The 18,054-nt window shown below is 71.5% G+C and carries 21 protein-coding genes; 17 read left to right on the top strand and 4 right to left on the bottom strand.

The window, feature by feature from the left end:
* Positions 1–40 precede the first annotated feature (40 nt).
* Positions 41–523 carry a hypothetical protein gene (locus ABZ862_RS06740; protein ID WP_360953416.1) on the bottom strand — a complete coding sequence of 161 codons (483 nt, stop codon included), beginning with the start codon at positions 521–523 and terminating at the stop codon, positions 41–43.
* A 505-nt stretch (positions 524–1,028) separates the two neighbouring features.
* On the opposite strand from ABZ862_RS06740, the gene ABZ862_RS06735 reads away from it, so the two are divergent.
* Positions 1,029–5,273, top strand: coding sequence for a hypothetical protein (locus tag ABZ862_RS06735; RefSeq protein ID WP_360953414.1), 4,245 nt, complete (start codon positions 1,029–1,031; stop codon positions 5,271–5,273).
* Between the two features lie 482 nt (positions 5,274–5,755).
* Here the strand turns inward: ABZ862_RS06735 and ABZ862_RS06730 are convergent, their stop codons facing one another.
* The 3 genes from ABZ862_RS06730 to ABZ862_RS06720 form a co-directional block, all read right to left on the bottom strand.
* Positions 5,756–7,183 carry a site-specific integrase gene (locus ABZ862_RS06730; protein WP_360953412.1) on the bottom strand — a complete coding sequence of 476 codons (1,428 nt, stop codon included), beginning with the start codon at positions 7,181–7,183 and terminating at the stop codon, positions 5,756–5,758.
* A 16-nt stretch (positions 7,184–7,199) separates the two neighbouring features.
* The gene (locus tag ABZ862_RS06725) at positions 7,200–7,433 is read right to left on the bottom strand and encodes a hypothetical protein (protein WP_360953409.1); all 234 of its coding nucleotides are present in this window, start codon (positions 7,431–7,433) and stop codon (positions 7,200–7,202) included.
* 236 nt (positions 7,434–7,669) lie between these two features.
* Positions 7,670–8,089: a helix-turn-helix transcriptional regulator gene (locus ABZ862_RS06720; RefSeq protein ID WP_360953406.1), complete on the bottom strand. Its 420-nt coding sequence runs from the start codon at positions 8,087–8,089 to the stop codon at positions 7,670–7,672.
* Positions 8,090–8,322: 233 nt separating this feature from the next.
* Between ABZ862_RS06720 and ABZ862_RS06715 the strand changes: the two genes are divergently transcribed.
* From ABZ862_RS06715 to ABZ862_RS06640, 16 genes are all read left to right on the top strand, one after another.
* Complete coding sequence (locus ABZ862_RS06715; RefSeq protein WP_360953403.1) at positions 8,323–8,817, top strand: hypothetical protein; 495 nt, start codon at positions 8,323–8,325, stop codon at positions 8,815–8,817.
* A gap of 81 nt (positions 8,818–8,898) precedes the next feature.
* A complete protein-coding gene (locus ABZ862_RS06710) occupies positions 8,899–9,510 on the top strand; it encodes an RNA polymerase sigma factor (protein ID WP_360953400.1) in 612 nt (203 codons plus the stop codon).
* On the top strand, positions 9,507–9,815 hold the full coding sequence (locus tag ABZ862_RS06705; RefSeq protein WP_360953397.1) for a hypothetical protein: 309 nt from the start codon (positions 9,507–9,509) through the stop codon (positions 9,813–9,815). The genes ABZ862_RS06710 and ABZ862_RS06705 overlap by 4 nt, the downstream gene beginning before the upstream one ends.
* The gene (locus tag ABZ862_RS06700; protein WP_360953394.1) at positions 9,812–10,549 is read left to right on the top strand and encodes a BN159_2729 family protein; all 738 of its coding nucleotides are present in this window, start codon (positions 9,812–9,814) and stop codon (positions 10,547–10,549) included. Before ABZ862_RS06705 ends, ABZ862_RS06700 begins: the two co-directional genes overlap by 4 nt.
* Positions 10,550–10,563: 14 nt before the next feature.
* Positions 10,564–11,148 (top strand): hypothetical protein, encoded by a 585-nt coding sequence (locus tag ABZ862_RS06695; protein WP_360953391.1) that lies wholly within the window; start codon positions 10,564–10,566, stop codon positions 11,146–11,148.
* Entirely contained in the window at positions 11,145–11,441 is a 297-nt protein-coding gene (locus tag ABZ862_RS06690) for a hypothetical protein (RefSeq protein WP_360953388.1), read from the top strand. The genes ABZ862_RS06695 and ABZ862_RS06690 overlap by 4 nt, the downstream gene beginning before the upstream one ends.
* Positions 11,438–12,730: an AAA family ATPase gene (locus ABZ862_RS06685; RefSeq protein ID WP_360953385.1), complete on the top strand. Its 1,293-nt coding sequence runs from the start codon at positions 11,438–11,440 to the stop codon at positions 12,728–12,730. The genes ABZ862_RS06690 and ABZ862_RS06685 overlap by 4 nt, the downstream gene beginning before the upstream one ends.
* Positions 12,731–12,805: 75 nt before the next feature.
* Entirely contained in the window at positions 12,806–14,278 is a 1,473-nt protein-coding gene (locus tag ABZ862_RS06680; RefSeq protein ID WP_360953382.1) for a UvrD-helicase domain-containing protein, read from the top strand.
* 74 nt (positions 14,279–14,352) lie between these two features.
* A complete protein-coding gene (locus tag ABZ862_RS06675) occupies positions 14,353–14,805 on the top strand; it encodes a hypothetical protein (protein WP_360953379.1) in 453 nt (150 codons plus the stop codon).
* Positions 14,802–15,143 (top strand): WhiB family transcriptional regulator, encoded by a 342-nt coding sequence (locus ABZ862_RS06670; protein ID WP_360953376.1) that lies wholly within the window; start codon positions 14,802–14,804, stop codon positions 15,141–15,143. Before ABZ862_RS06675 ends, ABZ862_RS06670 begins: the two co-directional genes overlap by 4 nt.
* A gap of 70 nt (positions 15,144–15,213) precedes the next feature.
* Positions 15,214–16,305, top strand: coding sequence for a helix-turn-helix domain-containing protein (locus tag ABZ862_RS06665; RefSeq protein WP_360953373.1), 1,092 nt, complete (start codon positions 15,214–15,216; stop codon positions 16,303–16,305).
* Positions 16,302–17,003 (top strand): hypothetical protein, encoded by a 702-nt coding sequence (locus ABZ862_RS06660; RefSeq protein WP_360953370.1) that lies wholly within the window; start codon positions 16,302–16,304, stop codon positions 17,001–17,003. Before ABZ862_RS06665 ends, ABZ862_RS06660 begins: the two co-directional genes overlap by 4 nt.
* On the top strand, positions 17,000–17,284 hold the full coding sequence (locus ABZ862_RS06655) for a hypothetical protein (RefSeq protein WP_360953367.1): 285 nt from the start codon (positions 17,000–17,002) through the stop codon (positions 17,282–17,284). The genes ABZ862_RS06660 and ABZ862_RS06655 overlap by 4 nt, the downstream gene beginning before the upstream one ends.
* Positions 17,281–17,574, top strand: a complete 294-nt coding sequence (locus ABZ862_RS06650) for a hypothetical protein (RefSeq protein WP_360953364.1) — start codon at positions 17,281–17,283, stop codon at positions 17,572–17,574. The genes ABZ862_RS06655 and ABZ862_RS06650 overlap by 4 nt, the downstream gene beginning before the upstream one ends.
* Entirely contained in the window at positions 17,571–17,798 is a 228-nt protein-coding gene (locus ABZ862_RS06645; protein ID WP_360953361.1) for a DUF6011 domain-containing protein, read from the top strand. The genes ABZ862_RS06650 and ABZ862_RS06645 overlap by 4 nt, the downstream gene beginning before the upstream one ends.
* Positions 17,795–18,052, top strand: a complete 258-nt coding sequence (locus ABZ862_RS06640) for a hypothetical protein (RefSeq protein WP_360953358.1) — start codon at positions 17,795–17,797, stop codon at positions 18,050–18,052. The genes ABZ862_RS06645 and ABZ862_RS06640 overlap by 4 nt, the downstream gene beginning before the upstream one ends.
* Positions 18,053–18,054: the final 2 nt, after the last annotated feature.

The following is an 18,054-nucleotide window of genomic DNA, read 5'->3' as shown; positions in this document are numbered from 1 at the left end:
CCTGCGGGCCGCCCGGACCCGACCCGCCTGTCAGCGCCTGTCAGCGGGCCGCGGCCGTCGCCAGCCAGTGGGCCACCCTGCGCACGGTGGTCTCGTCGAGCCGCTCGACGAGGGCGCCCAGGGCTGCCTCGTCGTCGGGGACCAGGTCGTAGAGGCCCGCCTTGCTCAGACCGGCCATGAGCACCTGGTGACGGCGGTCGGTCATGCGTTCCGCGAGTCTCGCCGGTTCCGCCGCGCCGTTGCCGGAGGACGAGGACAGGGAAGTGCCGGGGGCGACAGAGGTGTCGGGGGCGACGGGGGCGTCGTAGCGGTGCCAGGCGCCGTCCTTCGGTCCCCACAGGGCCACCGTCACCCGGTCACGGCGCGCCCGCAGCGTCTGGGTCATCTCGCCCACCGCGTAACGGACGGGTCCCTCGTACGGGGACTCGGCCCCCGGGATCCAGGCGCCCGCGGAGGCGTCGTGGAACAGCGCCACCCAGCGCACGTCACCGGACGGCTGCGGGCTCTCGAGAGACGTTCCCACGGAGATCACTCCCTACGGCAGCGGCGGGGGTGACCGACCTTAACTGACGGTCCATCAGATAACCAGACCGGTGCAGCGCCCAAGAACCGCACACCGAAGCCGCTCACGGAACCGCACACCACGCCGTCCCCGGCGCCCGGCCCCCGCACCCCGCCGCTCGGTACCGGTCCCTCCCCTCGTGGGGACCGGTACCGAACGGTGGGGTGGTTCCAGGTGATCGTCCCCGCCCCGACTCGGGCCCCCGGCACCCGGCACCCGGATACCGCCCACCGGCCGCGCCTGCTGCAAAAGCTGACCGAGAACGTGCGGTGGCACGGACCGTCCGGACTGGCAGGGTGAGGCTGGCCTGTGTGAACGGGGCGTGACGGCACGGCTACTGCATCGAGATCCTGCCATTCCGGATCCCAGAAGAGGAGATTCCGGACTGTGGACGACGGCTTCGCCGCAGGTCAGCCCTATAAGGTGAGTTTTCCGGACCGGACGCCAGCGGCGGGAACAGTGAGGAGTGGATGCCTTGAGTTCCGGCTCAGGGGCACGCACGGCCCTGGCAGAACGTCTCGCGCTGCTGTACCGGGAGGCGGGGAATCCGCCGCTCAAGCGGGTGTCCGAGGCAGTCGTCCGGCTCCAGCGGTTCGACGAGCGGGGACGCCCCGTACGCGTGTCCGTGCAGCGGATCAGCGACTGGCGGCGGGCCAGGAACGTACCGGCACAGTTCACCGCGCTCGCAGCGGTGCTGCAGGTCCTGATCCCCGACGCCCGGCGCGCCCAGCCCACCCCCGTCTCCCCGGGCCTGTACGACCTGGCCCAGTGGCAGCTGCTGTGGGAACGGGCGATGGCGGACCCGGCCGGCGAGCATCCCGCCGCACCGACAGGGGCGGGTACGGAGCCGGAGGACGACGGCAAGGCGAACACGGCGGCCGTCACCGGTGTGTGCCCCTACCGAGGCCTCGCCCCGTACCGCCACGAGGACGCCCGCTGGTTCTTCGGCCGGGAACGCAGCACGGCCGCCCTCGTCGCCCAGCTCCGCGCGGCCGGGGCGAACGGCGGGCTGGTGATGCTGGTCGGGGCCTCGGGCGCGGGCAAGTCGTCCCTGCTGAACGCCGGGCTGGTGTCCGCCCTGCGCGGCGGCGCACTCGGCAGCGGCGCGGGGGACGAAGCCGTCCCCGGCACCGGCACCGGTGCGGACCGCGCCGGGGACCCCCGGACACCCGAGGTGCTGCAGCTCGTCCCGGGCCCCGATCCCCTCGCCGAACTGACCGCCCGTGTCCCGGACCTCGCCCCCCTCCTCCCGGTCGCCGGCACCGACACGGACAAGGACACGGACACCGACACCCCGGCCTTCGGGGACGCCGTACGGGACGCGCTCAGGGCATGGGCAGGCCGACCGGCTCCCCCGGTCGCCGGCGTCCCGGGAAACCCCCGCCCGGTGATCATCGTGGACCAGTTCGAGGAGACGTTCACCCTCTGCCAGGAGGAGGCGGACCGGCGCGCCTTCGTCCGGGTGCTGCACGCCGCCTGCACCCCCGCTCCCGGCGAGGCCTCCGGCACGGCCCCGGCCCTCGTCGTCCTCGGTATCCGCGCCGACTTCTACGAACAGTGCCTGCGCCACCCCGAACTGGCCGACGCGCTCCAGCACCGCCATATGGTCCTCGGCCCGCTGACCAGCGCGGAGCTGCGCGAAGCGGTGACCGCCCCGGCCAGGGCCGTGGGACTCGAACTCGAACCGGGCCTGGCCGAACTGATCCTGCGGGAGGTGAGCGCGGACGGGTCGCACGGCGGCCACGACGCCGGGATGCTGCCCCTGCTGTCCCACGCCCTGCTCGCCACCTGGCAGCGACGCAAGGCGGGCCGCCTGACACTGGCCGGGTACCGCGCGGCCGGCGGCATCCAGGGCGCCGTGGCGGCGACCGCCGAACGGGCCTGGTCCCGGCTCGACCCGGCGGCCCGTACGGCGGCTCGGCTGCTGCTGCTCAGGCTGGTACGGCTGGGCGAGGACACCCAGGCCACCCGGAGACGGGGTACGCGGCGCAGACTCGCCGCGGAGTCGGCCGACCCCGGCAAGACCGAGGAGTCGCTGGAGGCGCTGGTGCGCGCCCGGCTGGTCACGCTGGACGCGGAGACCGTGGAGATCACCCACGAGGCGCTGCTGCACGCCTGGCCCCGGCTGCGCGAGTGGATCGACGAGGACCGCAAGGGCCATCTGCTGCGCCAGCGGCTCGAGGAGGACGGCCGGTCCTGGGAGGACTCGGGCCGCGACAGCTCGCTGCTCTACCGGGGCTCACGGCTGGAGCAGGCCCACACCTGGGCGAAGAACGGCAGACCCGCAGGCCCCACCGACCCCACGCCACCTCACCCCACCGCCCCCGACCCCGCCACCACACCCAAACCCACCCAGCACATCAGCCCCACCGATCCCGCCGCCCCCTCCGCGCCCGCCCCCATCCCCACCCCCACGGACCACACCGTCCTCACCCGCACCGCGACGGAGTTCCTCGCGGCATCGCTCAGGCTCCGCCGCCGTACGGTCTGGATCAGCCGTTCCGCGGTCGCCGCCCTGGTCGTCCTGGCGGTGCTGGCCGCCGGGACGGCGGTGGTGGCGTGGCGCCAGCGGGACGACGCGGTGTTCCAGCAGGTCCTCGCCGAGGCCGACCGCGTCCAGTACACGGACCCGTCGCTGTCCGCCCAGCTCGACCTGGTCGCGCACCGCCTGCGCCCGCACGACGAGGGCACCGACGACCGCCTGGTCTCCATCGTGAACGCGCCCCTCGCCACCCCCCTCCTCGGCCACACCGGCGCCGTCTACCTCACCTCGTTCAGCCCCGACGGCCGGCTCCTGGCGACCGCCTCGTACGACCGCACCGTCCGCCTGTGGAACGTGGCCGACCCGGCCCGCCCCGAGCCCCTGGGCAAGCCGCTCACCGGCCACACGAGCTGGGTGAGCACCGCGGTCTTCAGCCCGGACGGCCGCACCCTCGCCAGCGCGTCCGACGACGGCACCGTCCGCCTGTGGAACGTGTCGGACCCGGCCCGTCCGCGGCTGCTCGGCACACCGCTGAACGGCCACGACGGCACGATCTACCTCCTCGCGTTCAGCCCCGACGGCCGCACTCTGGCCGCCGCCACCCAGAACGGCGTCGTACGGCTGTGGAACACGGCCGACCCGGGCCGCCCCGCCCCGCTCGGCGTTCTGAGCGGCCACCGGGCCGCCGTCCGCTCGGTCGCGTTCAGCCCCGACGGACGCACCCTGGCGGCGGGCGGCGACGACGACACGATCCGCCTCTGGAACGTCACCGACCCCCGCCGCCCCGCCCCGATGGGCCGCGCGCTCACCGGGCACACGGGCACGGTGCACTCGGTGGTCTTCAGCCCCGACGGCCGCACCCTGGCCACCGGCAGCGCCGACGACACGATCCGCCTCTGGAACGTGACCGATCCGGGACACCCGGCCGCGCTCGGCGTGCCCCTCACCGGTCACACCGGCCCGGTGTGGTCGGTGGCGTTCAACCATGACGGGAGCATGCTCGCCGCGGGAAGCGCCGACAGCACGGCCAGCCTGTGGAACGTGGGTAACCCGGCCTACCCCTCCCAGGTCGGCGAACCCCTCGCGGGGAGCAGCGGGGAGATGTACGCGGTCGGCTTCAGCCCCGACGGCCGCACCCTGGCCACCGGGACCGGTGACAACAAGGTCCGGCTGTGGTCGATCCCCACCTCGGACATGATCGGCCGCATCGGCGTCTTCCGCCCGGACGGCCGGGTACTCGCCACGGCCGCCCGCGACGGCCGCGTCCGGCTGTGGGACGTCACCACCCCCTCCCGTCCCGTCGCCCTGGGCACACCCTTCCTGCCCGGCACGGGCGACCTGCGGTCCCTGGTCTTCTCCCCCGACGGCCGCACCCTGGCGGTGCTCACCGGCAGCAGCGCCGTCCAGCTGTGGAACGTCTCGGATCCCCGTCACGCGGTCCCCTGGGCGCGGCCGGTCACCCTGCCGACCCGCTTCGCCGGCCCGGACGCCCTGGCGATCAGCCCCGACGGCCACACACTCGCCACGGCCGCCGACCACGACCGCACCATCCGGCTGTGGGACGCCACCGACCCGTCCCGGCTGCGCCCGCTCGGCAAACCGCTGACCGGACACAGCGGGTACGTCAACACCCTGGTCTTCAGCCCGGACGGCCGCACCCTCGCCAGCGGCAGCGCGGACACCACCGTACGGCTGTGGAACGTCACGGACCCGCGGCACACCGTCCGCGCCGGCGCCCCGCTGCGGGGCCACCTGGGCCCGGTCAACGCGCTCGCGTACAGCCCGGACGGCGCCACCCTGGCGAGCGGCAGCGACGACGGCACCGTACGGCTGTGGAACGCCGCCGAACCGGGGGCGCCGAAGCGACTCGCCACCCTCACCGGCCACACGGAGGCGGTGGTCTCCCTGACCTTCAGCGGGGACGGCCGCACCCTCGCCAGCGGCGGCAACGACGACACCGTACGGCTGTGGGACGTCACCGCACCGTCCCGCACCTCACCCATCGGCCGGTCCATGAGCCCGAACGCCAAGACCGGCAACTTCCTGTCCTTCGGCCCGGCCAGCCGGCTGCTCGGCGTCTCCAGCGGCGCCGACACCGTCCGGCTGTGGAACCTGGACCCCGCCGCGGCGGCCACCCGCATCTGCGCCACCACCCGGGGCGTCCTGACCCCGGAGAAGTGGCACGAGTACCTCCCACGCCTCTCCTACGACCCCCCGTGCGCCGAATGACCCCGCACACCCCCTACGACCACCCCCACGAGCCCGTACACCCCCTCCTGATACACGTGATCCCGCTCACAACTCCATCCCCCGCCCGACCACTCGCTCCCACCGGCCGGACACCCTTGTTACTGTTGGCCACAGCCCGATCGCTGGTGCATCCCCCGTCGCCAGCGATCGGGCGTTTCCATACCCTCCCCCACCTGCTCCCCCCGAGGGCCCCGCACCACCACGGCACCATCCATCGCCCCGCAAACGCCGAAGACCCCCGATCCATCCGGACCGGGGGTCTTCCACACTGGTGGGGCTAATAGGATTTGAACCTATGGCCTCATCCTTATCAGGATTCAGGCCTAAATAGATGATCTCTGCTGGTCAGGAATGCCGCAGCATAATCGATGATCTACAAGGTTCTACAGCCTGAATATCCGCCCGACCCCTACGCACCGTACGCCTTTCCCGGGGTAATTCCGGGGTAGTTCCGGGACACCTCACGCCGCCGGCACCGCGCGCAACCGACGTCCCGGCTTCCCCGCCGCGGCTCCCGGCTTACGCTCCTCCAGCGCTGCCAGGACCTGGCCCGCGTAGTCCGCGGCTGCGTGCGTGTAGATCCACGTCACCTCGCCCGCGCGCTCGTGGCCGAGGATCTCCTGGGTGATGACCTCCGGGACACCGCGCGCGTGCAGGCGCGAGGCGAAGGCATGCCGGGTGTCATGGAAATCGGGCCACCAGTCCGTACGGTCGACCTTCACCGCCCGGGTGCGGCCGGTGGCCTCGTCGGTCTGCTGGACGGTGACCGTGCGGACCTTCTTCCGCACGACGCCGGCCTTCTCGATGGCGTCCGTCCACACCCGTCGGAACGCCGACCGCCGCAGGGGAGCGCGGTACGCCTCCCCCACCCCGTCGACCTTCTTCGTCCCACGGCGAACCTTGTTCCGGCCGTGGAACACGAGCTCCTCTTCGCAGAGTCCGTCCTTCGGCTCCGACACGGCCCGGCTGGCACCCGGCTCCTCGGCCCACAGCTCCCGAAGCACCCGGGCGGCGAGGCCCGTGAGTGGAACCGACCGCAAGCCAGCATCGCTCTTCGGGTACTCCTTGCGCTTGATCTTCCCGCGCGGCTCCACCAGGACCTCGCGCACATGGATCCGCCGGCCTTCGAAGTCGACGTTGCACCACCGGAGTCCGGCGAGCTCCTGGAAGCGGAGGCCGGTCTCCTGGGCGACGATCAGCAGGGCCTGGAAGTGGTCGGGCAGCTTCTGCCGGATCAGCCACAGCTGCGCGTACGTCGGCGGTCGCCGGTCCTCCGGGTGCTGCTTCTTGATCGTGGGCAGCTTGACGCCCTCGGCCGGGTTGAACGGGATGCGCCGGTCGCGCTTCGCGTCCTCCAGCATGCGGTCCAGGACCTGGAAGCACTTCGTCACCGAGCTGGCGGCGAGCGGGCCGCCGTTCTCGTCGTGCAGCGCGTTGACCCAGAGCTGGGTCTGGCGCCACTCCATCTCGAACAGCTTGACGCTGGCGAAGGTGGGCGCGATGTGGTTGCGCCACATGCCCTCGTCGCGGAGCTGCGACTGCGTCCAGTGGTCGATCCGGGTCTCGCCCCGGGTCTGGGTGGGCCACCACAGCCGCCACCAGGTGGCGAGGGTGATCTCTCCGCGGGCGGGGTCGATCCACGTGCGCTGACGCATCGCGGTCCGCGTCTCCTCGAGGAAGGCGACCGCCTCGTCGTACGTGGGCTTGGTCTTGCTGCGATCCTTGCCGGAGGGGTCGGTGTAGCGGGCTTCCCACGGGCCCGTGTGCTCGTCCGTCGGTGTGCGGTTGCCGGGGTGGCGGGTCAGGCACACCGGGCAGCCGCAGCGCATGGACGGGTTGGGGCGTGGGTTGTTGGTGGCGGCCCTGGGGGCCGTCTTCTTGCGCACCATCAGGTAGTGCTCCTGATCAGAGAATGTGCGCGCCGTTCGCGGTGGGGACCTTTCTCAGCTCGTCGGGGAGCGTGATGGGAGTCCCGCAGAAACACAGCAGACCGGCGCCGGGGAGGTCGGGTGCGCCGAGGTCGATCGTGAGGATCGCGTGGAGTTCTCTGATCAGGTCGTGAGGGTGGGTGCCCCTGGATACGAGGATGCTGACCTCGTCTGGGTCCCAAGTGGCGGTCTTCGTGAGGTGATCGGCCACGGCGATGCGAATGCACACAGGTGTCCCCCAAGGCAGCACAAGAACGCGGTTGCAGAGCGCCGCTACGGGAGGACAGCGGGTGACTGATGGTACCCAGCCGTGCACATGGTGTGGAGATCGTTTGTCGTATCCAGTGGTGCTTTTGTTGTGCAGTGAACTAGATCGCGCGCCCCCTAATTCCGGCAAACACCGCAAACTTCGCTGATCGTGAAAAGTAAGGCAACCCTTACCAAAATTCACGAGACGCGGGAAACCCGCAACATGGCCTCGGCATCCTTCACCAGGTCCCGCTGTCGGTCCTCCGGAAGCTGGCGATAGAGCTTCAGCAGCCGCGCCTCGCGCTCTTCGTCCGTGCGCCCCGGGACTGGGCGGCCGGTCGCCTCGAAGAACTCGCGCGGCGACGTGTCCACGCCCCAGGCCTGGAAGGTCTTCGCGAGGGCCCGGAGCACTTCCAGCTCTATGCGGGAGGTACCGCGCGTGCGATTCAGCCAGGCGTTCAAGGTGGGGTATTTGACGCCGGCCTCTACAGCGAGATCCTTCTGCGTCTTGTCCGGGACCTCCGCGAGGAGGCGCTCGAGCAACGCCGCCAGGTCCTCGCTCTGATGGGCGCGGGCCTCGGCGGGGCGCTCACCGGGTGTGGTCTGGTGGCTGGTCATCACAGTCAGAGGATCCGGCATTTCCATCTACATACGCAAGTAGATCGCGGACCGATGACCGGTATTTGACGCTGCACCGGCGCATCTACATGACCCCTGCGCACCCCTCTGTGACGTAACTACGCCCCTGCACACCGGCGCTTGACTCAATCCACATCTACACGTAGATTGTAGATCGAGCAGGTCAGACCCGACCCGCCACCCCTATTCGGCCACGCGCCGGAGGTTTCACCATGCGACGACTGGACAAGGGTGCTCCGCTGCGAGCCGCCATGGAGGCGGCCCAGCTGGACATCCCGCGCCTCGCCGCCCGGACGAGAGAGATCGACCCAGACGGCGCCGGCCTCTCGAAAGCCCTGGTCGGCTTCATCGTCGGCAAGGGCAAGACGGCCCGCGAGGAATGCAGCGACCGAGCCGCCGACCTGATCGCCCACGCGATCGGCCGGGAGGTCACCGAGCTGTTCGAGGCACCCATCTGCATGCCTACGGAATCTACATCTACGCGTAGATCGAAGACCAAGGATCGGCGAAAGCCGCTCCCTGACCGGCTGATGGACCAGCGCGAGCTCGCCGAGTTCCTGCGCAAGTCGATGAGCTGGATCGACAGGCAGATCACCGAGGCCAAGGAGCGTGACGAGCTCTGGCCCGGACTGATCTACGTCGGCAGCTCCCGGCGGTTCGACCTGCACGCCGTCCTCGACGGTCTGCGGCAGCGCACTCAGGCGTGACACACGAGAGCCGCCCCGGATGCGACCCGGAACGGCCCTCAGCACCAACCGAAATCCCACTGCAAGGAAGGAGATCTGGCTGTGTCTTCCCAGGCTAACGCCAAGATCACCCCGCGGGGAGGCCGCACGGCCGCCCTGGTGGCGGCGGCGGCCGCGGGTGACCGCGACGCCTTCGCCTCCCTCTACAACGAGCACCGGCCCACCGTGTACCGCTACCTCTGTCGGCGTACCCAGAGCGCAATGGTGGCCGAGGACCTCACCAGCGACACCTTCGTGCGCGCCCTGCGCACGATCAGCGCCTTCGCGGACCGGCCCGGCTCCGGCGGATTCTCCGCCTGGCTGACCGTCATCGCCCACAACCTCCTCGTGGACCACTACAAGGCCGCCAGCACCAAGCGCGAGGTGCCCGTCGGCGAGTTCTTCGACGCTGATCAGCTGCTGCTCAACGACGCCGCCGACGTGGATGTCCTGCGGCACGCCGAGGCCGTCGAGACCGTGAAAAGCATCCGGGGCGCGATGGCGGGCCTGACCGAGTACCAGCGTGAGTGCATCCGACTGAGGTTCTTCCGCGAGCTGTCGTTGCCGGAGACGGCGGCGCGGCTGAACACCACGCAGGGCGCGGTCAAGACCCTCACTCACCGGGCCCTGCGCTCCATGCAGCGGACTCTCACCGAGGACGGAGCGGCGGCATGACGAGGACCATCGCCTTCGGCCACATGGCGCCCGCGCTGGCCTTCGCGGCCCGCCTCGCCGAGTCCCACCCGGCGTTGCCCGCGCCCTCCGTCACCTGCACCGGGATCTTCGCGGAGCGTCTGAGCCTGGCCCTCGACGCGCCCGGCGAGGTGGAGGCCTGGCGCGAGGTGCTGCACGTGCCCGTGGAGGAGGTCGACGTCACGCCGCTCGCGGACGGCTTGGCGCGGATCGGCTTCGACGTCCTGGTCGGCGGCTTCGAGATCGACGTCTACGCCCACTTCGAGCTGGCGGGAGGCGCCGCGTGAACCGGAACATCCCGCACGCCATCAGCATCGTCCGCGAGAAGCTGGCGTCCGGCGGCAGCGACCCCGCGGTCGACGTCGTCCAGGCCCTCGAGGACGCCGGCGTCCTCGTCGACCCGGAGCGGTCGTACGACGCGGTCCAGTTCCAGGGGCAGCCGGAGCTGACCGAGTTGGAGACGCAGGCGCGAGCCTGGGACGCCACCTGCAAGCGTGCCCGCGAGCTGGCGGCCGCCATCGAGCGGGCTCTCGGCGGGCACCACGGTTTCCAGCGGGCGCAGGCCGACCGTGACTCGGTCCTGGTCGCGCTCCACATCACCGACCAGTCGCAGTGGGGCGAGTGGCGCCGCTGGTTCGGGATTACGCACGACTGCGAGGTGTCGCAGCCGTACATGGTGGCTGGTGAGGGCTACCGGGACGGGATCCGGGTGTCGGTGCTGGCGTACCACCTGCCGCAGGCCCGGGCGCTCGCCCGGGAGATCGCCCGGCAGCCGTACGAGTTCGAGGGCATCGTCTACGACCTGGCCCGGCCTCAGCGGGACGGCGAAGGCGAGACCTGGTTCTACAAGGGGATCCGGACGTCGGACGGGATGCCGCTGCTGTCGATGGCGGCCCGGCCGGAGCGCTGCTCGCTGGCGAACCTCGTCCAGCAGGTGGGCCCGTTGGCGGCCGTCACGGACGACCCGTCGACGCAGGTCACGCCCGTCACGACGGGTGCCGAGGGCGGTGAGACCGCATGATCTCGTCCCTCGCAATGCTGGCGAAGCGTGTGATCGAGTCCGCGTGGTTCAACGAGCCGTCGTGCGACCTGGCGACGCAGGCGGCGGAGGCCTTGGAGTCGGCCCAACTGCTCCAGTCGCCGGAGACCGCCGCCGAGCTGGCCGACTTCCAGAAGCTGGACTTGGGCGACGTCGACGGCCGTGTGTCGGCGGCGTGCGGGAAGCCCGAGCACCCGACCTGGCTCCGCGCGCCGGACGACACCCGGGGCTGCCCCTGGTGCCGCGTCGCCGAGCTCGCCGGCGCGGAGGAGATCGAGCCGAAGTCCGCTTCGGTCCCCGGCTTCTTCCGCCCGGGCCGGACGTACACCCGGGACCTCCCGTTCCGGGCCCCGGAGGACCGACCCAGCTTCGACTGCGTCGGCATCGGGGTTCACCCGACGAAGGGCGGGCTGCGGGCCTTCGGGTTCCAGCAGCCCGGAGCCGGACGTCCGTGGGAGTCCACCTCGCAGCGCAGGGAGGAATGGCTGGAGGGCTGGATCGACATCGGCCCGTCCCGGCCGGACCGGCTGACCCGGACGTTCGCCCCCACGCAGGTCCTGCGGGCGGAGGCCGGCCGGTGAGCGCGTACACCGCGGCGTTCAAGGCCCTCACCGCCGGTCGGGCCCTGCGCCCCTGCGAGGCCGCGCAGTTGCTCGCCGACCTCCGCCGCGAGACCGGTGAGGAACTGGCGGACGCCGTCGAGAGGCAGCTGTCCGGCAAGTTCCGGCGGGCCGACACCGACACCGACGGCGCCTTCCGGAAGAAGCGGATGCACTACGGCGCCTCGATGCGTGTCGTCAACGCCTTCCGCGCCCTCGCCCGCGCCTCCCACCCCGACTTCCCGAACCAGCGCACCGACCGGAGCACCACATGACGTTCACTTTCGCCCCTGCCACCCGCGAGGCCGCCAAGGCCCGCATCGCCCTCCAGGGCCCAGGCGGCTCCGGCAAGACGAAGACGGCCCTCCGTATGGCCGAGGGCCTGGCCAAGGGCGGCCAGATCGGCGTCGTCGACACCGAGCGCGGCTCCGCCCTCAAGTACGCCCCCGTCCCGGGCCGCCCGGACATCGAGGCGCACGAGTTCGCGCACCTGCCGATGGCGTTCTGTTCCCCGGAGAACCTGATCGCCGCGGTGAAGGCCGCCGAGGAGGCCCGGCTCGCCGTCCTCATCATCGACAGCTGGTCGCACTTCTGGGCTGGCCGGGGCGGGCTCCTCGCCCGCGTCGAGGAGGAGGGCAAGAAGATCTCGGGCGGGAAGTTCTCCGCCTGGGCGCCGGTGAACGAGATGGAGCAGGAGATGCTGGACGCCCTCCTCGGCTTCCCCGGCCACGTCATCGTCACGATGCGGACGAAGAACGACTACGAGATGACCGGCTCGAAGGTGAAGAAGGTCGGTGTCAAGACCGTCCAGCGGGAGGGCGCCGAGTACGAGGTCGACGTGGTCATCGACATGGTCGAGGGCGTCGGCACCGTCACCAAGACCCGGTACTCCGCTCTGGACGGTGTCGCCGTCCACCACCCCGGTGAGGACTTCGCCGAGGCGATCCTGGAGCAGTTGGGCCAGGGCGTCGACCCGGTCCAGGTCATCGTGGACGAGCTGGTCGGCGAGGGGCTGACGTACGAGCGTGCGCTGGAGCTGCACGCCCGGGCCCGGGCGCGGAACCTCCTCGGCGCCAATCTCCTGCACCCGAAGACCGGCGAGCCCGCGACGCTCGGGCCCGTCATCGCCGAGTACGGGCAGGCCGTCAAGCCCGTCATGACGGGCGCCACGGGCACCCCGTCGGCCCCGCCCGCGGGCTCGGGGAACGAGGAGCACACCGGCCCGTCGGCGCACTCGCTGGCCGACGCTGAGGCATCCGCCCCGGCCGTCCGCCCCTCGCCGGCAGAAGCCAGGGAGGACCAGGGGATGACGCCCGTCACGGCGCCGCAGATGCGGATGATGCACGCCTGCTTCACCAAGGTCGGACTCGGCCACAAGGACAGCCGCGCCGAGCGACTCCGGGTCACCTCGCTGATCATCGGCCGCGACATCGGCTCCGCCAACGAGCTGACCAAGGACGAGGCCCAGACCCTGCTCGACACCCTGACGAACTACGGCGAGCGCGAGGACGCGGCCGTCGAATTCGCCGCCATGGTCGACGGCCTGGCCAAGCAGCCCGCCTGATTCACCACTGACCGCGGGCCCCGCCGCCGACTCCCGGCGGGGCCCGCACCCCCGGAAAGGAGGTGCACCACAGTGGTGAACCCCACCCTTGAGCAGGCCGACGCCATCGCCACGTACGGCGACGGGCTCGACTTGGTCCTCCAGGCCGGCGCGGGCTGCGGCAAGTCGAGCACGCTGAAGATGATCGCCCGGTCCGACCGGCGGCGCCGGATGACGTACGTCGCCTACAACTCGGCCATCGCGTCCGACGCCCGCCGGTCCTTCCCGTCCAACGTGATGGCGAAGACGGGCCACGGCCTCGCCTTTGACCAGCGGTACGGCGCCCGGCTCAACCGGCCGCGCCAGACCGCGCACCAGGCCGCGCAGGCCCTCGACGTCCGCGCGATCCTCGGCATCATCGGCGCGACCCCGACCATCCCCACGGACCTCGGCCACCCGAAGGCCATGACGTCCAAGATCATCATGCGGATGGCGCTGGACACGGTCACCCGGTACTGCCACAGCGCAGACGACGAGATCACCGCGCGCCACATCCAGCGCTACGACGGCCTCACCAAGAAGCAGACCCGCGCCGAGTTGGAGAAGCTCGTGCTTCCCGTCGCCCGGGCCGCGTGGGAGGAACTGAAGCGCGACGACAGCGTCCTCAACCTCTCCCATGATCACTACCTGAAGATGTGGGCCCTCACGCGGCCCACAATCCCGACGGACGTCGTCCTCCTCGACGAGGCGCAGGACACCAACGACGTCCTCTCCGCCGTCCTGCTCGCCCAGGAGCACGCGCAGCGCATCGCCGTCGGCGACTCCGCCCAGCAGATCTACAGCTGGCGCGGCGCCAACGACGCCCTGGCCAAGTTCAGGAACGAACTCGGCTGCCCCGAGCTGACGTTGTCGCAGTCGTTCCGGTTCGGGCCAGCCATCGCCGCCCGCGCGAACATCTGGCTGCGGCTGATCGACGCACCGCTCCGCCTTACCGGCTGGGAGGCCGCCGAGTCCACCGTCGGCCCGCTGGATGCCCCGGACGCGATCCTCTGCCGCTCCAACGCGGGCGCCATGGGCATCGTCATGGAGGGCCTCGCCTCAGGGCGGAAGGTCGCGCTGGTCGGCGGGGGCAGCGACATCAAGCGCCTCGCCTGGGCCGCCGAAGCCCTCCAGGGCGGGCAGCCGACCGACCACCCGGAGCTGTGCGGCTTCGCCTCCTGGGACGACGTCCGCCAGTACGCCGCCGAGGAAGACGGCTCCCTCGAGGTCCTGGTGAAGCTCATCGACGAGCACGGGCCGGACCGGATCGTCGCGGCCGCCGACGGGCTGTGCTCCGAGCGGCAGGCCGAGCTGGTGGTGTCGACCGCGCACCGCAGCAAGGGCCGTGAGTGGCCGGCCGTCCGCATCCACGCGGACTTCCGGGCACCGAAGCCCGACCAGAAGAGCGGCCTCGTGATCCTGCCGCGCGAGGAGGCCCGCCTGGCGTACGTCGCGGTGACCCGGGCGCGCGAGCACCTCGACGACACCGCCCTCGCGTGGGTGAGCACCGTGACGGCGGTGAGCGAATGAAGCGCCCCACGACTCCCGTCCGCGGTGTCCCTGTCGGTCGCCGGCGGGGCTGGATTCCGGTCACGACGCTCGCCGTGCCCACGGTGTGGCTGGCCACCGCGGAGGGCCTCGTCTCTCTCGACCTGGTCGCCGTCGAGCTGGCGGTCAACGGGCTCCGGAAGGGCTGGACGCTCACCTCGCACGAGGCGGCCTACGCGGCTGCCTATCTGTTCCCGCGCGGCGTGGAGTACTCCGTGATCGCAAACCGGGTCGGGGTCAGCGGCGCGACGCTCCGCAGGTGGTTCCCCGCCGATGACACGCCGCTGGGCGAGGCCATGGCCCGGATCCGGACGCGGCAGGAAGCGCTGAAGGTGGCCGTCGCGAAGACGGTCCGGCCGCGGGTGCGGTGCGGCACGTATCAAGGTGCCCGGGCCCACCGGCGGCGCAAGGAGCCGCTGGACGAGGCGTGCCGGGAGGCGCTGCGCGTCGCGGACCGCCATTACCGCGAGCACGGCACGTACATCGGTGCCCCGGAGATCGCGTCATGACGGCCGTCACGACGCCCGTCACCAGCCCGGATTCGTTTGATCACGACCGACCGTACGGAGGCCCCGTGATGAAACGGGACTGGGAGCTCGAGGCCGTCTGCCGGACCCGTGAGCCGGAGATCTGGTTCACGAGGAAAGGCCGGGCGGAGGCCAGGCTCCTGTGCGGCGCCTGCCCAGTGCGCACGGACTGCCTGGAGGCGGTGCTTGAGCACGAGGCGGGCCTGTCGGCGGGGTACCGGGCCGGGATCTTCGCCGGCCTGACCGGCGAGGAGCGTGCCGAAATCGCGCAGCAGCGCAGTGAGGCCGCCGAGTCGGACCCCGTTTCTGCTGGCCGATGACCGCCGGTGGCCCGGCGGATGAGACCGGCCGCCGGGCCACCGGCCACCACCCCTACCGAATGAGGAGCGCGTGAGCACCGAGGCTTTCTCCTGGGCGATGGACGACGCCCCGATGCTGCGGACCGACAAAGGCCGGCCCGACAGCACGGCGCGGCACGTCCTCCAGGTCCTCGCCGAGCACGCGCGCCCCGACGGCTCCAACAGCCACCCCTCCGTGCTCCGGATCCAGTACCGGACCGGCTACGACGAGCGGACCGTTCAGCGGGCCCTGCGTCGGCTGGAGACCGGTGGTCTGATCAAGCAGCAGGGCGCCGTCCAGGGCCGCAAGAAGTGGCGGCTCCAGATGCAGCTCCAGCGGCCGGAGTCCGACTGGGCGGAGCTGGAGGCTGAGGCCGAGGACGCGAAAATGCAGGCTGCGGAGCGTCAGCGGCGTGCCCGTGCGAAGCGTGTCACGCAGTCAGAATCCGTGACGGTCACGCACGGAGAGTCCGTGACCGTCACGCACGGAGAGTCCGTGACCGTCACGCACTCAGACGACGTGACAGAGGGAGATGTCACGCACTCAGAGTCCGTGAGTCACGCACTCCCTGTGCGTGACGTCACGCACTCTGCGTCCGAATGTCACGCACTCAGTGCCCCCCTAACCGTCATTAACCGCCAGGGGAACCGCCAAGAACCTCTCGCGGGCCAGGCCGACGCCTCCGGTGCTGCCGCCACTCCCACCCCCGGTGACACAGGAGACGTACCGGACGAGGTCCTCGAGGGAGAGCCCGTCGACGACGTCCAGGCCGACGCTCCCGACGCACCCGTCACCGCCCAGACGATCGTCGGCGAGTGGCTCGACCGGTGCACCGAGCGACCGCCGTCCCGCGTCGTCGGCCAGATGGCCAAAGAGATCCGGATCCTCCTCGATGAGGACCGCATCCACCCCGACCACATCCGCCGGGGCATCGCGCACTGGATGCAGCGCGGTCTCCACCCCGCGACGCTCCCCAGCGTCGTCAACGAGGTCATGAACGCCGCCGGGCCCGCAGGCACCGCAGCAGCGCGCCAGCAGCCCACGAACTCCCTCTACGACCAGGCGACTGGCACGACCGTCTTCGACCGCGCCCGTGCCCGCGCCGCCGCCCGCACCGCCGCCCAGGAAGGACAAGGCCAGTGACCCAGGACGAAGCGATCATGCTGCTCGAATACGTCGCCGCGGCCTGCCCCGCGCAGCGCATCGGCGAGTACACCCCAGACGTCTGGGGAGAGATCCTCGCCCCGTACAACCTCGACGAGGCCCGCGCCGCTGTCCTCGTCATCGCCGGACAGCAGGCCTTCATCGCCCCGGCCGACATCGTCACCGAGGTCAAGGCCCGTCGCGCCGAGCGCATCGAGCTGGCGAACATCGTCATCGACGGCGACCCGGCCCACACCGGCGCCGAGTCGGCCGCTGCCCTCCGCGAGATCGTCCGAGCCGCTGGAGACGGCCTCATGGGCCCCAGCAGCATTCGGGCTGCTCTCGGGGCCGGTGATCGCCTCGCACTGCCTCCAGGCACCGATAACGGTCCGTACGAGGGCCGTGCAGCCGCCGTCCGTGCCGCCATCGGCAAGATGCCCGCCGGACGCGACACCACCAAGGACCCCCGCGGCCGTGCCTGCCGCCGCTGCGGCGCCGGCCCCGGCAGCAGCTGCACCACCAACGGCCGTCGACGCCGCGACGTCCACCCCGTCCGGCTGGAGGACATGAAGCGCGCGGCCGCTGGCCTCCCGCTGCTCGACCACGACCAGGCCGAGGCCCGGATCAAGGCCGCCTCCGCCGCCGCCCTCGCCCGCGGCGAGGACCAGGAGCCGGAAGAGGAGGTGACCGCGTCATGACGAACCTCCCCCGCCAGCGCAGGCCGTACCGGTTCGCCGCGATGGCCGTGCAGTGCACCTGGTGCCGTGCGCGCGTCGGCGAGTTGTGCACGAACCAGCGCGGCACGCAGGACCGCCGTCGCGACGTGCACTCCGCCCGCGTCATCGACTGGGACAGGGTCATGTCAACCCAGTGCCCCGAGCGTATCTGCCAGGCCGCACCCAACCAGCCCTGCACCCTCACCCCCGACGTCCACCAGGCCCGCATCACCGCGGCCAACACCCCCACCACCACGCCATGAAGCGAACCATCCTGTGCCGAGACTGCCGCCGCCCCGTCCTCTGGACCATCACCGAGGCCGGGAAACGCCTCGCCGTCGACCCCGACCCCGACCCGGCCGGGAACGCCGCCATCTGGCGCGACGGCACCGGCGCCGTACGGTCCCGCCGCCCCAGCGCGGACCTCCCCCTGACCGGCTGGGAGCGGCTCCACATGCCCCACGTCGCCACCTGCCCCGCCCACACCGAGCAGCTCGCGCTCCCCGTGGGCGTGACCAGCCTCGCCGAGCACCGTCGAAAGAGACGCCGATGAAGTGCCGCTACTGCCCGCGGCCCCTCCGCACCGCGGAGTCCAAGGCCCGCGGCTACGGCCTGATCTGCGGCCGCAAGCGGGGCCTGATCCCGCCCGCGCAGACCCGTCAGCAGCGAGCGATGACGCAGGTCACGCCCGGCATGACGCCCGACATCCACCCCGGCCAGACCGCCATCCCCATCCCCATCCAGCCCCAACTTCCCTCGGAGGACCTGACCCCATGAACGGACCCGAGCACTACCGCGAGGCCGAACGCCGCCTGCTCATGGCCTGGGAGGACGACAGCACCCCCCAGCGCTCGGCCCACCTCGTCGCCGAGGCCCAGGTTCACGCCACTCTCGCCCAGGTCGCCGCCTTCGTCTCGGCCCAGCCCATCGAGGGCCACGACAGCCGCGGCGGCATCCCGGCCGAGGACTGGGACCAGTGGACCGAAGCGATCTACACGGGCGAACTGCCCACCGTCCCGAAGGAGATCTGACC

The organism is Streptomyces sp. NPDC047000 (assembly GCF_040644295.1).
Taxonomy (GTDB): domain Bacteria; phylum Actinomycetota; class Actinomycetes; order Streptomycetales; family Streptomycetaceae; genus Streptomyces.
Note: the sequence above shows the minus strand (reverse complement) of the source record. Positions and strands in the feature narration are given on the sequence as shown.

What these genes read in the sequence shown, in the direction of transcription:
- ABZ862_RS06650 (WP_360953364.1), top strand. Translation starts at nt 17,281, where the DNA reads ATGAAGCGAACCATCCTGTGCCGAGACTGCCGCCGCCCCGTCCTCTGG.
- ABZ862_RS06715 (WP_360953403.1), top strand. Translation starts at nt 8,323, where the DNA reads ATGCGACGACTGGACAAGGGTGCTCCGCTGCGAGCCGCCATGGAGGCG.
- ABZ862_RS06705 (WP_360953397.1), top strand. Translation starts at nt 9,507, where the DNA reads ATGACGAGGACCATCGCCTTCGGCCACATGGCGCCCGCGCTGGCCTTC.
- ABZ862_RS06670 (WP_360953376.1), top strand. Translation starts at nt 14,802, where the DNA reads ATGACGGCCGTCACGACGCCCGTCACCAGCCCGGATTCGTTTGATCAC.
- ABZ862_RS06695 (WP_360953391.1), top strand. Translation starts at nt 10,564, where the DNA reads ATGCTGGCGAAGCGTGTGATCGAGTCCGCGTGGTTCAACGAGCCGTCG.
- ABZ862_RS06655 (WP_360953367.1), top strand. Translation starts at nt 17,000, where the DNA reads ATGACGAACCTCCCCCGCCAGCGCAGGCCGTACCGGTTCGCCGCGATG.
- ABZ862_RS06730 (WP_360953412.1), bottom strand. Translation starts at nt 7,183, where the DNA reads ATGGTGCGCAAGAAGACGGCCCCCAGGGCCGCCACCAACAACCCACGC.
- ABZ862_RS06720 (WP_360953406.1), bottom strand. Translation starts at nt 8,089, where the DNA reads ATGACCAGCCACCAGACCACACCCGGTGAGCGCCCCGCCGAGGCCCGC.
- ABZ862_RS06640 (WP_360953358.1), top strand. Translation starts at nt 17,795, where the DNA reads ATGAACGGACCCGAGCACTACCGCGAGGCCGAACGCCGCCTGCTCATG.
- ABZ862_RS06685 (WP_360953385.1), top strand. Translation starts at nt 11,438, where the DNA reads ATGACGTTCACTTTCGCCCCTGCCACCCGCGAGGCCGCCAAGGCCCGC.
- ABZ862_RS06645 (WP_360953361.1), top strand. Translation starts at nt 17,571, where the DNA reads ATGAAGTGCCGCTACTGCCCGCGGCCCCTCCGCACCGCGGAGTCCAAG.